Origin of the sequence: Streptomyces sp. NPDC101181, assembly GCF_044767975.1 — a bacterium.
Classification (GTDB): Bacteria; Actinomycetota; Actinomycetes; order Streptomycetales; family Streptomycetaceae; genus Streptomyces.
Genome location: NZ_JBIWOX010000011.1, coordinates 212222 through 227388 on the forward strand (window position 1 = coordinate 212222; position 15167 = coordinate 227388).

A 15167-nucleotide genomic window follows, 5' to 3' on the forward strand; every position below is an offset into this window, starting at 1 on the left:
GAGGGCTGGCAACACTACAGCAGCCCACCCCGCCCAGCGCGGCGGGAACGGGCTGGGGGGCGGGGCGCTCCGCACGTCGTCGCCGACGGGCGGTTCGGCCGGGGTCAGGGGGCCGGGGTCAGGGGGCCGGGGTCCGACCGGCCGCCTTCGCGGGACTCCCGCCCCGGACCATCGGATCAGAAACGGGATCCGTCGACCTCGATCTCGTACGCGATCTCCCAGCGGCTGTCTGGGACGATGATGTCGGCGGTCTCCACCGGGCGGCCCTCCGCGTCGAAGTACGTCCGCTCCAGCCTGGTGACCAGATCGCCCAGCGGGATGCCGAGCAGATTGGCGTGCTCGCGGGTGGCGCGGGCCGGGCGGGGCACTTCGATGGCGGTGACGATGTGCACGTCGATGGAGCGCATCCGCTCGACGACGCCGATCTTGCCCTTCGGCCCCATCTCGGGGAGCAGGACGGGCGTACCGTCGGTGATGGCCATCGGCTCCCAGCTCCGGGCGAGTTGCACCGGCTGGCCGTCGGCGAGGAATTCGTAGTCGGTCATGACGCACAGGTCGCCGGGCTCGATCGCGAGCCGTCCGGCGATGTCCTCGGTGGCCGGGACCCGGGCGGTGCTGTCGCACTCCCAGACGCCCGCGGCACCCTGGTCCCGCATGTGGGCGCGGAACGGGCTGTCGCCGCGCAGTTCGCGGAGGCGTGAGCGGAGCATCCTGCGGCGCTCGCGGGCCCGGCGGACGTACGTGCCCGAACCGGCACGGCCCTCCAGGATGCCCTCGGCGATCAGGCGCTCCACCGCGCGTTGGGCGACGGACTGGCCCACGCCGTACTCCTCGGCGAAGCGGGCGCGGGACGGCAGCTTGTCGCCGACCTTCCATTCACCTGCCCGCAGCCGAGCACGGAGAGCGTCGGCGACCTGCAAGTACGGCGTATCGCGAGGCATTTCAGCGGCTCCGTGAGGGGTGCGGCGTTACGAGCTCGATATTGACAAAGCTAACCCATCAGGTTGAAGCTGAGTATTCAGCATTACTTGGAGTGACATCAGCTTCACAGGGGAGAAGTGTGCGCTCAGCAGAAGCGCGGGCAGCGGCTCTGACCGGCATGCTCACCGCGGCCATCGACACCGAGCCACGCGTCACCGACACCGCGACCGGCATCCGGATCGAGGCGGATCTCCCCGACGAGCTGACCGCGATCGAACACGCGGCGGTCCTCGCCGCCCTGGCCACGGCCGACCGCTTCGGACACTCCCTGACCCGCACCACCGAATTCGTCTGGGCCGAGATCAGTAGTGAGGTGACCATGACCACGACCGAATCCCCCGACGCGGCCTACCGCGCCCTGCTCGGTCACACGACGACCTGCGGCGCCTGCCGGGCGGGCGCGATCTGCGACGACGCCACGAAGCTGGTCCGCGCCTGGCGCGACACGCGCGGATGAGGCGGGGGGGGGACGGACCGGGGCCGCACCGCCCCGCCCCGCCCCGCCGGAACGCCGACTGCCGAATCGCCATCCACCAACCAGAGATGGAGGCTTCTGATGCTCAGAACACCCCACGCCTTACCCGCACCGCCCGGGAGGCACCGATGATCGCTCTCTCCGCGACGGACGTCCGTATCTGCGAGGCGTGCTGGATCGCCCCGGTCGCCGCCGCCCGGTACACCCCCGCGGGCCGCGACCTGCTCTGCGAGGAGTGCGCGGAGGGCGACTACCCGCGCCGCGTCGACCTGTTCCCGCCGTACGGCGTCTACGGCCTGACGCCCCGTAAGGTCACGGCCGACGGCAGACACGGCAGCGGCCCCCCGAAACTTCCGCCCGACCCGGGCCCGCAGTTGCCCACACCACCCCCGACGCCGTCGCCTCCGGGGACACCGCCGGTGTGACGGAGGCGTCCGGGTCCGCACGCGCAGGGACCGGCGCGAACAACGCGGAGTACCGGAGGCCTGTGGAGTGCCGGAGGCCCGCGGAGTACCGGAGGCCCGTTTGTTTCGGACCTCCGGTGCTCCGCGCGTTCCACACGTTCCGCGCGGGGTCGTGCAGCTGCGCCTAGCGGGGCGGGGGCCCCGCCCACCCGCGCCGGGCCTTCGCGTACCGGGCCGGGGGCACCGCCCACCACCGGCGGGAGCACTGCTGACCGGCCGAGGCACTTCTTACCGACCGGGGTACTTCCTGCCGGTCGGCTCACTGCCCGCCGAACGGGGAGCACTTCCCACCGGCCGGGGGGCAGTGAGCCGACCGGGGGGGGCGCTTCCGGCCGACGGGGCCCCTCAGTCGGCGGTGAGCGAGACCGCCCCTACGGGGCAGGCCCGTACCGCCTCCCTCACCAGCGGGTGCCCGCCGGACGTCTCGCCGCCGCCCGGCAGCACCTCGCTCAGCCCGTCGTCGTCCTGCGTGAAGACGTCGGGTGCGGTCAGTGCGCACATACCAGCCCCCACGCACCGTTCCCGGTCGACCTGGATCTCCATGCCGCTCACCAGGCCACGGGCAGTTCGAGCATGCCCTGGATCGTGTCGCCCGGTTTGTGGGGGATCTCGTCCGCCGGTACCGCGAGGCGGAGGCCCGGCAGCCGGGTGAAGAGCGAACTCATCGCGATGTCCAGCTCGGCACGGGCCAGGTTCTGGCCAAGGCACTGGTGGACGCCGAACCCGAAGGCGAGGTGGTGGCGGGAGGGCCGGTCCCAGTCGAGGGCGTCGGCGTGCTCGAACACGTCGGCGTCACGGTTGATGAGGGAGGTCGAGAACAGAACGCCCTCCCCCTTGCGGATCGTCACGTCCTCGACCTCGATGTCCTCGACGGCCAGGCGCTGAAGGCCGTCGGCGATGGAGAGGAAGCGCAGCAGCTCCTCGACGACCGTGGCGGTCGTGGTCTCCCCCGCCCGCAGCGCGGCCAGTTGCTCGGGATGGTGGAGCAGGGTGAACGTACCGAGCGAGATCATGTTCGCCGTCGTCTCGTGTCCGGCGATGAGCAGGATCAGGGCGAACGAGACGAGTTGCTCGCGGTCGACCGGTCCGTCGGGGTGGTCCCGGTGGATCAGCTCGTCCAGCAGCCCCTCCCCCGGGTTCGTGCGCTTGCGGTCGATCAGTGCGCCGAGATACTCCTCCAGCTCCTCCCGGGCGGCGTCCACGTCCTCGGCTCCGGGCCCGCGCAGGAGCCGTTGCGAGCACCCTTCGAAGAAGGCGTGGTCGGCGTAGGGCACACCCAGGAGCGCACAGATCACCATCGACGGCACGGGCAGCGCGTACGCGGTGACCAGCTCGGCGGGCGGCCCCTGCCGCTCCATCGCGTCGAGCAGCCGGTCCGCGGTCTGCTGGATGCCGGGGCGCAGCGCGTTGATCCGCTTCACGGAGAAGCTCGGGATGAGCATCCTGCGCTGGGTGTTGTGCTCGGGGTCGTCGACCCCGAGCAGCGCGGTGGTCCGCCGCTCCCTGATCTGGGCGAACCGTGCCGCAGGGTTGGGGAAGTCGGGGTGGGTGCGGTCCGTGGAGAGCCGCGGGTCGGCCAGCAGACGGCGGCTCAGCGCGTGCCCGGTGACCGCCCAGACCGGGCGCCCGTCGAAGAGCGAGACCCGGCTGATGGGGCGCTCCTCGCGCAGCGCGTCGTACCCGGCGGGCGGGTGGTAGGGACAGCCGCGGTCCTGGGGGAACGCGGTCGGCGCGTCCGGCGTGGCGGCGGGGGCCGGGGCCAGGTCGTGGGGGTCCCGGGGATCCCGGGGGTCGTGGCGGGCCGGGTCCAGCGTGGATTCCGTCATGGGGTCGGTCGCCTCGCAACGTTCGATGGTGCGCGCGGAGCCGGTCGCTCCGCACTCACTTCCCATTGGATGCCTCAGGCATCTAAATGGTCGATGCGTAGACCAGCCAGTTGCCTCGGCGGCGTGACCTGGCTTGTGCTTTTCGCACACGTTCGAACCGGGCTACGTCGACCCCGGCGGTCACTGGCCGCTGTTGGAGGTCCGGCGGAACGAGGGCGTGCTCGACGGCCGGAAGGCGTCGGGAGAACGGGGCCGAATCCGTACCCCGGCTGCGGAGTGGGTGGTGCGGAGGCTGCGCACGGGAACGCGGACACGGCGCGGGCGCGGCCGGGGCCGGAGCGAGTCCGGGGGGGCGGGGGCCGGAGAGCGAGGGGCCGGAGCGCCCCGGGGGCCGAAGCGCGGGGCCCCGGGGAGGCCGGGGGCCAAAGGCAAGTCTCGTGCCCCGCCCGTCCGATCAGGTGGCGGGGGAATCCTGGGCGGACAGCTCTTCGGCCAGTTCGATGCAGCGCAGGCGGGCCGGGGAGAAGTCGTAGGGCATCTTGCCGACGGCCTCGGCCAGGCTCATGGTGCCCGCCTCCCGCCCACTGGAGCAGGCGCCGGTCGCGTCCTCGCCGTCACCGCAGGCGTCGGCGGGGTGCAGGGCGTCCCAGGCGTCGAAAAGGGCATCCTCCTCCTCATTCAGGCCGGACTCCTCGATGACGGCATGGAGGGCGGTTTCGAAGGCGTGCCGTTCGAGGGCCACCTGAGCCACCCGCGGATCGTCGACGGCAACGCTGTCGTCGAGCGCCTCCTCGGCGTCATCGACACGATCGGATTCCTCCCGCAGCGCGGGATGCCTGGCCAGGGCGATGAAGCGCGCGGCCTGGGCGGCAGCGCCGAGCGGGCCGAAGATCCGCTCGGTGACCAGCAGAGTGTCCAGGTCGGCCTGGCGCAGGGAGCCCGCGGGCAGCCCGTTGAGGCGTCCGGTGACGAGGTCGGAGAGCAGGCCCATCCGGCTGCCTTCGGCACGCATCCGCCGCACAGCGGCCCGTTGTCGCCGCACTTCCGCCTCCTGCGCGGCCAGGGTCGCCTCCAACCGCCCCAGGACGTCCGCGACCCCGTCCTCGCCGCCCGCGCCGTCCGCACCGTTCGCGCCGGAAGACGCCGTACCGGCCGTGAAGGCGTCCCGGATGTCGTCCAAGGCGATCGCGGCGTCGGCCATCTTGCGAATCCACAGCAGGCGGATCATGTCCTCGTACCCGTAGCGACGCCGGTCGTCGCCGCCCCGCTCGGGCTCGGGAAGCAGGCCGATCTCGTGGTAGTGGCGAATCGCCCGCGGCGTCGTACCGACGAAGGCCGCCGCGTCACCGATCTTGACCTGACGGGGCGGCATGAAAGACGCGGACATGAGAGGGACCTTTCTCCGGACTTCGGAACGTGGGTCCACCGCACCACATGCCGCTACGGAACGTGCAACTATCCGACGAGGTCACCAGGTGGCGACGGTCGCGGCGTGGTGGTCCGCGACCACGGTCCGGTCTATCGGGGCGTCCCGCGGAATGCGCAGAGGCACACCGCTCAGGGCGCTGTAGACCTCGTGTCCTGCGAGGCTCGGCGCGACGTGCACGACCAGTTCGGAGTCGATGGCGAGCAGACCGCTGTCGAACAGGCGGTGCACGTCCGAGCGCAGTATCAGCCCCTCTTCCACGCGGTGCTGCTCCGTCTCGGCAAAGGGGCGCAGATGGGCTGCTTCCAGGACCTCTGCCGGGGCGGCGCCGGTGACGGCGCAGATCAGCCCGTACTGATGCACCAGGGCCCGGCGGAATCCGTCCTGACCACGTCGCGCCGTAGCCTCCGCCCTCCGGCGCCCGCCGGGCAGTTGCTGTGGCCCTTCCCCATTCGCCTGGCTGATTTCGCGACGGGGCGGAAGGCGGACTCCACGGACCTCGATGGCGTCCAGGGTCCGGTGTCGGTGCATCTTCTTGATCGACTGCTGGTCGGACCTGCTCAGGCTGAGCTCGCCCAGATGCGTCTTGTCCAGACACCCGTCCAGCGGCTGCCAGGTCCCTCCGTAGTGGGCCCGGAAAGCGGTGACCCGAAGAGTCTCGGTGTCCGGGGCGTCGAAAGCGTGCTTACAGCGACTGCACCAGAACCGGGGCTGCATGGTGACCCGCTCCTTGAACCCGGTGCTTCGGCAGTAGGGGCACCGGCTGCGGACCTTCTCCTGATCGGGCAGCACGTGGAGCGCTTCCACGAACCCGGCTCCGAGGGCTTCCTTGCCGTTCCGAACCACCACGAGGTCACCGACTCCTACGTGCTGGTGGTTCCCCACCGTCGAGTCGTAGCTGTACGACTCCTCGATGATGTCCTCGTAGCCGGTGTTTCCCTGGAACTGGCGTTCCTCACCGGCCACGAGAAAGGACCATGCTCTGCCGAGGGTGTCCGATGCCTCGTTCTCCGCGTCCATCATGGTCAGAAGGATACGAACGACCACTGACAACGGGCCCGGCAGCACTCAGCTGCGGGCCCGTCGCCTGCCGTCGACACCTGCGCCCCGGGGAACACGGGCGCTCCGGAGAAAGGAGTTACAGCACCGGCAGCAGCGCCTTCAGTTCGAAGGCGGTGACCTCGCTGCGGTACTCCTCCCACTCCTGCTTCTTGTTGCGGAGGAAGAAGTCGAAGACGTGCTCGCCCAGGGTCTCGGCGACCAGTTCGCTCTTCTCCATCAGCGAGATCGCCTCGCCCAGGTTCTGCGGCAGCGGTTCGATGCCCATCGCGCGGCGTTCGGCGTCGGAGAGGGCCCAGACGTCGTCGTCGGCGCCGGCCGGGAGTTCGTAGCCCTCCTCGATGCCCTTGAGGCCCGCGGCGAGCAGCACCGCGTAGGTGAGGTACGGGTTGGCCCCGGAGTCGATGGAGCGGACCTCCACGCGAGCCGAGCCGGTCTTGCCGGGCTTGTACATCGGGACGCGGATGAGGGCGGAGCGGTTGTTGTGGCCCCAGCAGATGTACGAGGGGGCCTCGCCGCCCGCGCCCGCGGCCCGGGAGGACCCGCCCCAGATGCGCTTGTAGGAGTTGACCCACTGGTTGGTGACGGCCGAGATCTCCGCCGCGTGCTTCAGCAGGCCCGCGATGAACGAGCGGCCCACCTTGGAGAGTTGGTACTCCGCGCCGGACTCGTAGAACGCGTTGCGGTCGCCCTCGAAGAGGGAGAGGTGGGTGTGCATGCCCGAACCCGGGTACTCCGAGAAGGGCTTCGGCATGAACGAGGCCTGCACGCCCTGTTCCAGCGCGACCTGCTTCATCACCAGGCGGAACGTCATGATGTTGTCCGCCGTGGACAGCGCGTCCGCGTAGCGCAGGTCGATCTCCTGCTGGCCGGGGGCTCCCTCGTGGTGGCTGAACTCGACCGAGATGCCCATCGATTCGAGCATGGTGATCGCCTGGCGGCGGAAGTCCATGCCGACGTTCTGCGGGGTGTGGTCGAAGTACCCCGAGCTGTCCGCCGGGGTCGGGCGGGTGCCGTCGACCGGCTTGTTCTTCAGCAGGAAGAACTCGATCTCGGGGTGGGTGTAGAAGGTGAAGCCCAGGTCGGACGTCTTGGCCAGGATGCGCTTCAGGACGTAGCGCGGGTCCGCGAAGGACGGGGAGCCGTCGGGCATCAGGATGTCGCAGAACATGCGCGCCGTGCCGGGGGCCTCCGCGCGCCAGGGCAGGATCTGGAAGGTGCCCGGGTCCGGCTTGGCGATCATGTCCGACTCGTACACCCGGGCGAAGCCCTCGATCGCGGAGCCGTCGAAGCCGATGCCCTCGTCGAAGGCCTGCTCCAGCTCGGCCGGGGCCACGGCGACGGACTTGAGGAACCCGAGGACGTCGGTGAACCACAGCCTCACGAACCGGATGTCGCGCTCCTCAAGGGTCCTGAGGACGAATTCCTGCTGCTTGTCCATTGCCACATCCTTGCAGTTCAGACGGTCCGTGCACCACCGCCCGGGGTAGGGGGGACACTGCCAGTATCGCGACCCGGGATTTCACCCACATTACGCACTCGGTGTGAGAGGGAGCACGCGGCCACCCACTACGATCGGCGACCGAGCAGCGGGCGGCTTCCGGGCCCGCTCTCCCTCGGTTCCCGCCCGTCCGCGCGCGGGTTCCCGTCCGTCCGCGCGCGGCGGTCCACGGACCGTTCTCCCGCCCTCCGGCCCCCTTCGCAGAAGGACTCCACGACATGAGCCTCGACCCCCGGCACCCTCAGCCCCAGGCCCCCGACGACCGTGCGCGCTCGACCCGCAACCGGGCGATCGCCATAGGGGCGGGAGCCGTCGTCGTCGCCGGTCTCGTCGCCTTCGGCTCGTACCTGCTGCTGGGGAACTCCGCGGCGGACGAGAAGTCCGGCGGTACCGCCGCCGCCCAGGACGGCAAGCACCCGAGCGGGCACGGCGACGCCCACGGCGACCACGCGGACGCCACCATCGACGGGCTGAAGTCCTGGGACGCCGCGAAGCTGGGCCGCGACCACGTGGCGGGCGCGGTCGACTATCCGATGAGGCCCCCGGTCGGCGGCGACCACAACCAGTCCTGGATGAACTGCGACGGCGACGTATACGAAAAGGCGCTCCCGGACGTCAACGCCGTCCACTCCCTGGAGCACGGCGCGGTGTGGGTCACCTACAACGGCAAGGCCGCCGACGCCGATGTCGCCAAGCTCGCCGAGCGCGTCAAGAAGACCCCGTTCACCCTGATGAGCCCCTACGAGGGTCAGGAGGGCGCGATCGTCCTCAGCGCCTGGGGCAAGCAGGTGACCGTGGACGGCGCCGATGACGAGCGGGTGGACCACTTCTTCGGCCAGTTCGTCCAAGGCGCCCAGACGCCCGAGCCCGGCGCCCCCTGCACCGGTGGGCTGGCGACGGTGCCGCAGTGACCGGCGCGAAGGAGCCGGGCGCCGTGGGCGCGGATGCCACGGACGCGGATGCCACAGACGCGGCCGACGCGGACGGGGCAGCCGCCGCAGCCGGTGCCGAACGGCGCAGGACCGCGCGCGTCCGGTGGGCGGCCGGGACGGCCGTCGTCCTCGCGCTGCTCTTCGCGGGAGCGGCCGCCGTCGCCTCCGCCCGCGAGGACGGGGCGGCGCCCGGGGCGACCGCCGCACCCTCGGCGGACTCCACGGACGCCGGGTTCGCCCGGGACATGGCCGTCCACCACCAGCAGGCCGTCGAGATGTCGTTCATCGTCCGCGACCGTACGGAGGACGAGGACGTACGGCGTCTCGCGTACGACATCGCCAACACCCAGGCCAACCAGCGCGGCATGCTCCTCGGTTGGCTCGACCTGTGGGGGCTCCCCAAGGTCGCCACCGGCGACGAGTCCCCCATGGCCTGGATGGGCGGCGACGGCGACGCGCATGGTCATGCGCACGAGGGGGACCACCCGGACGGGAACGGGGACGGTGGCGGTGCGCTCATGCCGGGCATGGCCAGCCGCTCCGAACTGGAGCGGCTGGGACGCCTCGACGGCAGACCGGCCGAGGTCTTCTTCCTCCAGCTGATGACGGATCACCACAAGAGCGGCGTCGCCATGGCCCAGGCCTGCGCGGCCCGGTGCGGCGTCCCGGTGGAGAAGCGGCTCGCCCAGGGCATGGTCGAGGGGCAGCAGTCCGAGCTGGGGCTCATGCGCGACCTGCTCACCGAGCGCGGGGCGAAGCCTCGCGGCTGAGCCGGCGCGGGGCGCGCCCGCCCGACCCGGTACGGAGCCGCGCGCCCGACCCGGTGCGGAGCCGCGCATCCGAACCGGCGCGGATCCCCCTTCCTGACTCGGCGCCGGGGGCTCGTACCGCCGCCACCCGATACCCTCCCGGCGGTGGCGGTACGTAAGGGGCATACCGCCCCGCGTCACCTTGCGTCCCCACCCCAACGCACCCGAACGGGTGACTGCGGTCGCGCCCGGCCTCCGCGCCGCCGACGATGGGGGCGCTCGGGGCCGTACGGCAGTGCCACCGGCACGCAGGAGGACATCCCCATGACGACCGCCAAAGACATCATGCACAGCGGGGCTCGCTGGATCCCGGCCCACGAGACCCTCGACCGGGCGGCGCAGCTGATGCGCGAGCACAACGTAGGTGCGCTGCCCGTCTCCGCCAGCGGCGACCAGGACCGGATGGTCGGCATCATCACCGACCGCGACATCGTCGTCGGCTGTGTCGCCCAGGGGCACGATCCGTCGAAGGTCACGGCGGGCGACCTCGCCCAGGGCACCCCGCGCTGGATCGAGGCGGGGGCGGACGTGGAGGCGGTCCTCACGGAGATGCAGACCCACCGTATCCGCCGACTGCCGGTCGTGGAGAACAAGAAGCTGGTCGGGATGATCAGCGAGGCCGACCTCGCGCACCACCTCACCGAGGAGCAGATCGCGGGCTGGGCCGAGAAGGTCTACGCCCGCGGCTGAGCGACCCGGAACACCCGCGCCGGTGGCCCGGCGCCCCCGACCCGCCACGGCTCAGGGGCGCCGGGCCACCGCCGTAGGACCACAACCCCTGGCCTCCGCCGTACGACCCACACGCCCCCGGCCTCCGCCGTACGACCGCGCGCCCCGGGCCACCGCCGTACGACCACACACGCCGAGCCGCCGCCGTACGACCACGCGCCCCGGGCCGACGCCGTCCGCAGCGGTGGCGGTGGCCGCAACCGGTCGGTGGGCGCGCGGAGACGGGGGCGTCTCCGGCGATGGGGCGGGCGTCCGGCACCCGGCCTACCGGCGCCACCCACTCCGACCTGCGGTTCCGTCGGGTCCCGGCAGATTTTTCCCGGCCCGCCGGGACATCGCGTCAGAAAGACGATTACACTGGCGGACGTGCCTCAACTACGCCTCGCACTGAATCAGATCGACTCGACCGTCGGCGACCTCGCCGGCAACTCCGAGGCGATCGTCCACTGGACCCGGCACGCCGCCGAGCAGGGCGCCCACCTCGTGGCGTTCCCCGAGATGGTGCTGACCGGATACCCCGTCGAAGACCTGGCCCTGCGGTCCTCCTTCGTCGAGGCCTCGCGGCAGGCGCTGCGCGCGCTCGCCGCCCGTCTCGACGCGGAGGGCTTCGGCGAGCTGCCGGTCGTCGTGGGCTATCTGGACCGCTCCGAGCACGCCGCCGCGCGGTACGGGCAGCCCGCCGGGTCCCCGCGCAACGCCGCCGCCGTGCTGCACCGCGGCGGGATCGCGCTCAACTTCGCCAAGCACCACCTGCCGAACTACGGCGTCTTCGACGAGTTCCGGTACTTCGTGCCGGGCGACTCGATGCCCGTCGTGCGCGTGCACGGCGTCGACGTGGCCCTCGCGATCTGTGAGGACCTGTGGCAGGACGGCGGGCGCGTCCCGGCCGCCCGCGCCGCCGGGGCCGGGCTGCTGCTGTCGGTCAACGCCTCGCCGTACGAGCGGGACAAGGACGACACCCGGCTGGAGCTGGTCCGCAAGCGGGCCCAGGAGGCCGGGTGCACGACGGCCTACCTGGCGATGATCGGCGGTCAGGACGAGCTGGTCTTCGACGGTGACTCGATCGTCGTCGACAAGGAGGGCGAGGTCATCGCCCGCGCCCCGCAGTTCTCCGAGGGCAGCGTGATCCTCGATCTGGAGCTGCCCGCCGCGGCGGCCGAAGCGCCGTCGGGAATCGTGGACGACGGGCTGCGCATCGACCACGTCGTGCTGTCGGCCGAGCCGGTCGCCGCGTACGAGCCGGAGCTGGCGGGCGGCTACGCGGAGCGGCTGGACGACGACGAGGAGGTCTACTCGGCGCTGGTCGTCGGGCTGCGCGCGTACGCCGCGAAGAACGGTTTCAGCAGTGTGCTGATCGGGCTCTCCGGCGGGATCGACTCCGCTCTCTGCGCGGCCATCGCGTGCGACGCGCTCGGCGCGGGGAACGTGTACGGGGTCTCCATGCCGTCGAAGTACTCCTCGGACCACTCCAAGGGCGACGCGGCGGAGCTGGCGCGGCGGACCGGGCTCAACTTCCGTACGGTGCCGATCGAGCCGATGTTCGACGCGTACATGGGGTCGCTCCAGCTCACCGGGCTGGCGGAGGAGAACCTCCAGGCGCGGCTGCGCGGCACGATGCTGATGGCCCTGTCCAACCAGGAGGGGCAGATCGTGCTGGCGCCCGGCAACAAGTCGGAGCTGGCGGTCGGTTACTCGACGCTCTACGGGGACGCGGTCGGCGCGTACGGGCCGATCAAGGACGTCTACAAGTCGTCGGTGTTCCGGCTGGCGAGGTGGCGCAACCGGGCCGCCGAGGAGCGGGGCCAGACCCCGCCGATCCCCGAGGCCTCGATCACCAAGCCGCCCAGCGCGGAGCTGCGGCCGGGGCAGGTCGACACGGACTCGCTGCCGGACTACGACGTCCTCGACGCGATCCTGGAGCTGTACGTGGACCGCGACCAGGGGCTGGAGGCGATCGTGTCGGCCGGGTTCGACGCGGAGCTGGTCGCGAAGACGCTGCGGATGGTGGACACCGCGGAGTACAAGCGGCGGCAGTACCCGCCGGGGACGAAGATCTCGCCGAAGGGGTTCGGGAAGGACCGGCGGCTGCCGATCACGAACCGCTGGCGCGAGTCGTCGTAGGCAGGCGGACCGGAGGCGGGCGAACCGGAGGCGGGCGGTCGCCGGGAGGGGGCCGTCACCCGGCCGGTGGCCGCCCCCGGGAGCACTGAGGACGAGGGCGGTCACCCCCGGGCGGGCGGTGGTCGCCCTCGTCCTCAGTCGCCGGACGGGCCGGAACGGCTGCCGGACGGGCCGGACGCGGACGCCCGGGATGTCTTCTGCACCGACGCCGACGCCCGGGTCGTGTCCTGCACCGACGCGGGTACCCGGGTCGTCCCGTGCGGGGAGGCGGATGCGCCCATGACCACCCGCGACGCCTTCCCCGGGCCCCGGTCCAGGTAGCCCGCCGTGGCCGCGATCGCCAGGCCGATCACCGCGAGGGCCGCACCCACCAGGGCCGGGGAGGTCCAGCCCCAGCCCGCCGCGATGGCGATGCCGCCCGCCCAGGCGCCGCCCGCGTTGGCCAGGTTGAACGCGGAGTGGTTGGAGGCGGACGCCAGGGTCGGGGCGTCCTTCGCCTTGTTCATCACCAGCATCTGGAGCGGGGTCGTCGTCATGAACCCGACCGCGCCCAGCAGCACCACCATCACCAGCGCCGCCCACCGCACGTGCGCCGTGAACGGGAAGGCCACCAGGACCACCGCGAGCGCGCCGAGCGAGCCGTACAGGGTGGGGCGCAGGGCCCGGTCGGTGAGGGGGCCCGCGGCGAGGGCGCCCAGGGTCATCCCGATGCCGAAGAGCGCCAGGACCAGGGTGACGGAGGACTCGCCGAAGCCCATCGCCTTCGTGGTCATCGCCGAGAGGTACGAGTACACCGCGAAGACCCCGGCGAAGCCGAAGACCGCGGTGAGCAGGCCGAGGATCACCTGGCGGTCGCCGAGGGCCCGCACCTCGCGGCGTACGTCCTGGTGGGCCTCGACGGGGATACGGGGCACCAGCCGGGCCAGGGCGGCCATCGCGGCCAGGCCGATCGCCGCGACGACGAGGAAGGTGGCCCGCCAGCCGAGGTGCTGGCCGAGCAGGGTGGCGGCGGGTACGCCGACGATGTTGGCGACCGTCAGGCCGAGGAACATCGTGGCCACCGCCCGCGCCTGACGGCCCTCGGAGACCAGCCGGGCGGCGACGACCGCGCCGACGCCGAAGAACGCGCCGTGCGGCAGTCCGGCGAGGAAGCGGCCCGCCAGCAGCCAGCCGAAGTCGGGGGCGAGCGCCGAGGCCAGGTTCCCGACGGTGAACAGGGCCATCAGGAGCAGCAGCATCTTCTTGCGCGGGACGCGGGATCCGAGGCCGGTGAGCAGGGGCGCGCCCAGGACGACGCCGATCGCGTACGCCGAGACGAGGTGGCCGGCGGTCGGCACGGACGTGTCCAGGTCGTCCGCCACGTTGGGCAGCAGCCCCATCATGACGAACTCGGTCGTGCCTATGCCGAAGGCGCTCACGGCCAGGGCGAGCAGGGCCAGGGGCATGGGAGGGGAACCTTTCGCGATCGCTCGGTGCGGTGGGGGGCAACGAAGAGCCGTCGCCTCGGCGGAGCGCCGGGCGACGGCTGGGTCTTCTTATGTATGCGACTTGAACAAATTGTCGCAGATGATTTATGCCGGGAGGTGAACGCCCGATTGCGTGAAGAAGGTCACCCCTCGCACACCGGCGGTCACAGCTTCACGCGGGCGGCGACCGGCAGGTGGTCGCTGTCGGTCGCCGCGAGGGTCCAGGAGGACGTCGGCTCGACGCCCTTGACCATGATCTGGTCGATCCGGGCCATCGGGAACGAGGCGGGCCAGCTGAAGCCGAAGCCGTCGCCCGCCGCGCCCTGGGTGGAGCGCATCTGGGAGGTGACCGCGTTGAGCGAGCGGTCGTTCATCGTGCCGTTCAGGTCGCCGAGCAGCACGACCCGCCCGACGGGTTCGTCGGCGATGGCCTCGCCGAGCGCGTCGGCGCTGTTGTCGCGCTGGTTGGCGGTGAACCCGGCGTGCAGCTTCACGCGGACGGACGGCAGGTGGGCCACGTACACCGCGACCTCGCCCTGCGGGGCCTTGACCGTGGAGCGCATGGCGCGGGTCCAGCCCATCTTGATGTCGACCGGCGCGGTGTCGCTGAGCGGGTACTTGCTCCACAGCCCCACGGTGCCCTGGACCGAGTGGTAGGGGTAGCGGTCGGCCAGCGACTTCTCGTACGTGGAGACCTGGCCGCCGGGGAGTTCCTGGAGGGCCACGACGTCCGCCCCGGAACCGGCGACCTGCTCGGCGGTGCCGCCGGGGTCGGGGTTGTCGGCGTTGACGTTGTGGGAGGCGACGGTGAGGTCGCCGCCCGCACCGGACTTGTCGGTGATCAGGCCGCCGAAGGTGTTGAGCCAGACCACGGCGGGCAGCAGCAGCGCCACCGTCGCGGTCGCGGAGCGCCTCAGCAGGGCCAGGACCAGCAGGACCGGGATGAGGAGGGCGATCCACGGCAGGAAGGTCTCGATGAGACTGCCGAGGTTCCCGAAGCGGTTCGGGACCTGCGCGTGGACGACCATCAGCAGGGTCATCACCACCGAGCAGAGCGCGAGCACGATCCCGCGCCGCCAGTAGCCCCGGTCCGACCGCAGTCTGTTCCACAGGCCCCGGAAGCGCGACTCGCCGGTCTGCGGCCGCTCCGCGCTGCCGTTGCCCGTGTCCGCTCCGTACGCCTGCACCATCGTGCTGTCCTCACTGCCGTGCCGTGCACATCGCCGCGCTCCCGACCCTAGGTGATGGGCGGCGACTTTCCCGCCGCCGACTTACCCGAGCCCGGCGGCCGCACGGCCACCCTTCGACCGTACGGAGAGCAGGACGACGAAGGGGCGGCGGCGGGTTCCCGTTCCCGGGCGGCCGGCCGTGGCTGTGA

General features: G+C 71.7%; 14 protein-coding genes. 6 read left to right on the forward strand and 8 right to left on the reverse strand.

What is annotated here, in order from left to right; genetic code table 11:
• Positions 1-176: 176 nt before the first annotated feature.
• Positions 177-941 carry a GntR family transcriptional regulator gene (locus ACIRRU_RS18570; protein WP_403681611.1) on the reverse strand — a complete coding sequence of 255 codons (765 nt, stop codon included), beginning with the start codon at positions 939-941 and terminating at the stop codon, positions 177-179.
• Positions 942-1099: 158 nt separating this feature from the next.
• Between ACIRRU_RS18570 and ACIRRU_RS18575 the strand changes: the two genes are divergently transcribed.
• Together ACIRRU_RS18575 and ACIRRU_RS18580 are read left to right on the forward strand one after the other, a co-directional pair.
• The gene (locus ACIRRU_RS18575; RefSeq protein ID WP_403681667.1) at positions 1100-1438 is read left to right on the forward strand and encodes a hypothetical protein; all 339 of its coding nucleotides are present in this window, start codon (positions 1100-1102) and stop codon (positions 1436-1438) included.
• Between the two features lie 146 nt (positions 1439-1584).
• On the forward strand, positions 1585-1881 hold the full coding sequence (locus ACIRRU_RS18580) for a hypothetical protein (RefSeq protein ID WP_403681614.1): 297 nt from the start codon (positions 1585-1587) through the stop codon (positions 1879-1881).
• 384 nt (positions 1882-2265) lie between these two features.
• Here ACIRRU_RS18580 and ACIRRU_RS18585 read toward each other — a convergent pair whose 3' ends face one another.
• The 5 genes from ACIRRU_RS18585 to glnA form a co-directional block, all read right to left on the reverse strand.
• Positions 2266-2463 (reverse strand): ferredoxin, encoded by a 198-nt coding sequence (locus tag ACIRRU_RS18585; RefSeq protein WP_363202631.1) that lies wholly within the window; start codon positions 2461-2463, stop codon positions 2266-2268.
• Positions 2464-2468: 5 nt separating this feature from the next.
• Entirely contained in the window at positions 2469-3746 is a 1278-nt protein-coding gene (locus ACIRRU_RS18590) for a cytochrome P450 (RefSeq protein ID WP_403681616.1), read from the reverse strand.
• Between the two features lie 454 nt (positions 3747-4200).
• On the reverse strand, positions 4201-5133 hold the full coding sequence (locus ACIRRU_RS18595) for a MerR family transcriptional regulator (protein WP_403681619.1): 933 nt from the start codon (positions 5131-5133) through the stop codon (positions 4201-4203).
• A gap of 81 nt (positions 5134-5214) precedes the next feature.
• Positions 5215-6195 carry an HNH endonuclease gene (locus tag ACIRRU_RS18600; protein ID WP_403681621.1) on the reverse strand — a complete coding sequence of 327 codons (981 nt, stop codon included), beginning with the start codon at positions 6193-6195 and terminating at the stop codon, positions 5215-5217.
• 115 nt (positions 6196-6310) lie between these two features.
• Positions 6311-7672, reverse strand: a complete 1362-nt coding sequence (glnA, locus tag ACIRRU_RS18605; protein WP_363202635.1) for a type I glutamate--ammonia ligase — start codon at positions 7670-7672, stop codon at positions 6311-6313.
• Positions 7673-7950: 278 nt separating this feature from the next.
• Here glnA and ACIRRU_RS18610 point away from each other — a divergent pair, with 278 nt between their 5' ends.
• The 4 genes from ACIRRU_RS18610 to ACIRRU_RS18625 all read left to right on the forward strand — a co-directional run bounded on the left by ACIRRU_RS18610 (position 7951) and on the right by ACIRRU_RS18625 (position 12323).
• Positions 7951-8643, forward strand: a complete 693-nt coding sequence (locus ACIRRU_RS18610) for a DUF3105 domain-containing protein (RefSeq protein ID WP_403681624.1) — start codon at positions 7951-7953, stop codon at positions 8641-8643.
• The gene (locus ACIRRU_RS18615; protein ID WP_403681625.1) at positions 8640-9434 is read left to right on the forward strand and encodes a DUF305 domain-containing protein; all 795 of its coding nucleotides are present in this window, start codon (positions 8640-8642) and stop codon (positions 9432-9434) included. The genes ACIRRU_RS18610 and ACIRRU_RS18615 overlap by 4 nt, the downstream gene beginning before the upstream one ends.
• 303 nt (positions 9435-9737) lie before the next feature.
• On the forward strand, positions 9738-10163 hold the full coding sequence (locus ACIRRU_RS18620; RefSeq protein WP_403681626.1) for a CBS domain-containing protein: 426 nt from the start codon (positions 9738-9740) through the stop codon (positions 10161-10163).
• A 405-nt stretch (positions 10164-10568) separates the two neighbouring features.
• Positions 10569-12323: an NAD+ synthase gene (locus ACIRRU_RS18625; protein ID WP_403681627.1), complete on the forward strand. Its 1755-nt coding sequence runs from the start codon at positions 10569-10571 to the stop codon at positions 12321-12323.
• A 134-nt stretch (positions 12324-12457) separates the two neighbouring features.
• Here ACIRRU_RS18625 and ACIRRU_RS18630 read toward each other — a convergent pair whose 3' ends face one another.
• Together ACIRRU_RS18630 and ACIRRU_RS18635 are read right to left on the reverse strand one after the other, a co-directional pair.
• The gene (locus ACIRRU_RS18630) at positions 12458-13768 is read right to left on the reverse strand and encodes an MFS transporter (protein WP_403681630.1); all 1311 of its coding nucleotides are present in this window, start codon (positions 13766-13768) and stop codon (positions 12458-12460) included.
• Positions 13769-13953: 185 nt separating this feature from the next.
• Entirely contained in the window at positions 13954-14979 is a 1026-nt protein-coding gene (locus ACIRRU_RS18635) for an endonuclease/exonuclease/phosphatase family protein (RefSeq protein ID WP_403681631.1), read from the reverse strand.
• Positions 14980-15167: the final 188 nt, after the last annotated feature.

What these genes read in the sequence shown, in the direction of transcription:
- ACIRRU_RS18570 (WP_403681611.1), bottom strand. Translation starts at nt 941, where the DNA reads ATGCCTCGCGATACGCCGTACTTGCAGGTCGCCGACGCTCTCCGTGCT.
- ACIRRU_RS18575 (WP_403681667.1), top strand. Translation starts at nt 1,100, where the DNA reads ATGCTCACCGCGGCCATCGACACCGAGCCACGCGTCACCGACACCGCG.
- ACIRRU_RS18580 (WP_403681614.1), top strand. Translation starts at nt 1,585, where the DNA reads ATGATCGCTCTCTCCGCGACGGACGTCCGTATCTGCGAGGCGTGCTGG.
- ACIRRU_RS18585 (WP_363202631.1), bottom strand. Translation starts at nt 2,463, where the DNA reads ATGGAGATCCAGGTCGACCGGGAACGGTGCGTGGGGGCTGGTATGTGC.
- ACIRRU_RS18590 (WP_403681616.1), bottom strand. Translation starts at nt 3,746, where the DNA reads ATGACGGAATCCACGCTGGACCCGGCCCGCCACGACCCCCGGGATCCC.
- ACIRRU_RS18595 (WP_403681619.1), bottom strand. Translation starts at nt 5,133, where the DNA reads ATGTCCGCGTCTTTCATGCCGCCCCGTCAGGTCAAGATCGGTGACGCG.
- ACIRRU_RS18600 (WP_403681621.1), bottom strand. Translation starts at nt 6,195, where the DNA reads ATGATGGACGCGGAGAACGAGGCATCGGACACCCTCGGCAGAGCATGG.
- glnA (WP_363202635.1), bottom strand. Translation starts at nt 7,672, where the DNA reads ATGGACAAGCAGCAGGAATTCGTCCTCAGGACCCTTGAGGAGCGCGAC.
- ACIRRU_RS18610 (WP_403681624.1), top strand. Translation starts at nt 7,951, where the DNA reads ATGAGCCTCGACCCCCGGCACCCTCAGCCCCAGGCCCCCGACGACCGT.
- ACIRRU_RS18620 (WP_403681626.1), top strand. Translation starts at nt 9,738, where the DNA reads ATGACGACCGCCAAAGACATCATGCACAGCGGGGCTCGCTGGATCCCG.
- ACIRRU_RS18630 (WP_403681630.1), bottom strand. Translation starts at nt 13,768, where the DNA reads ATGCCCCTGGCCCTGCTCGCCCTGGCCGTGAGCGCCTTCGGCATAGGC.
- ACIRRU_RS18635 (WP_403681631.1), bottom strand. Translation starts at nt 14,979, where the DNA reads ATGGTGCAGGCGTACGGAGCGGACACGGGCAACGGCAGCGCGGAGCGG.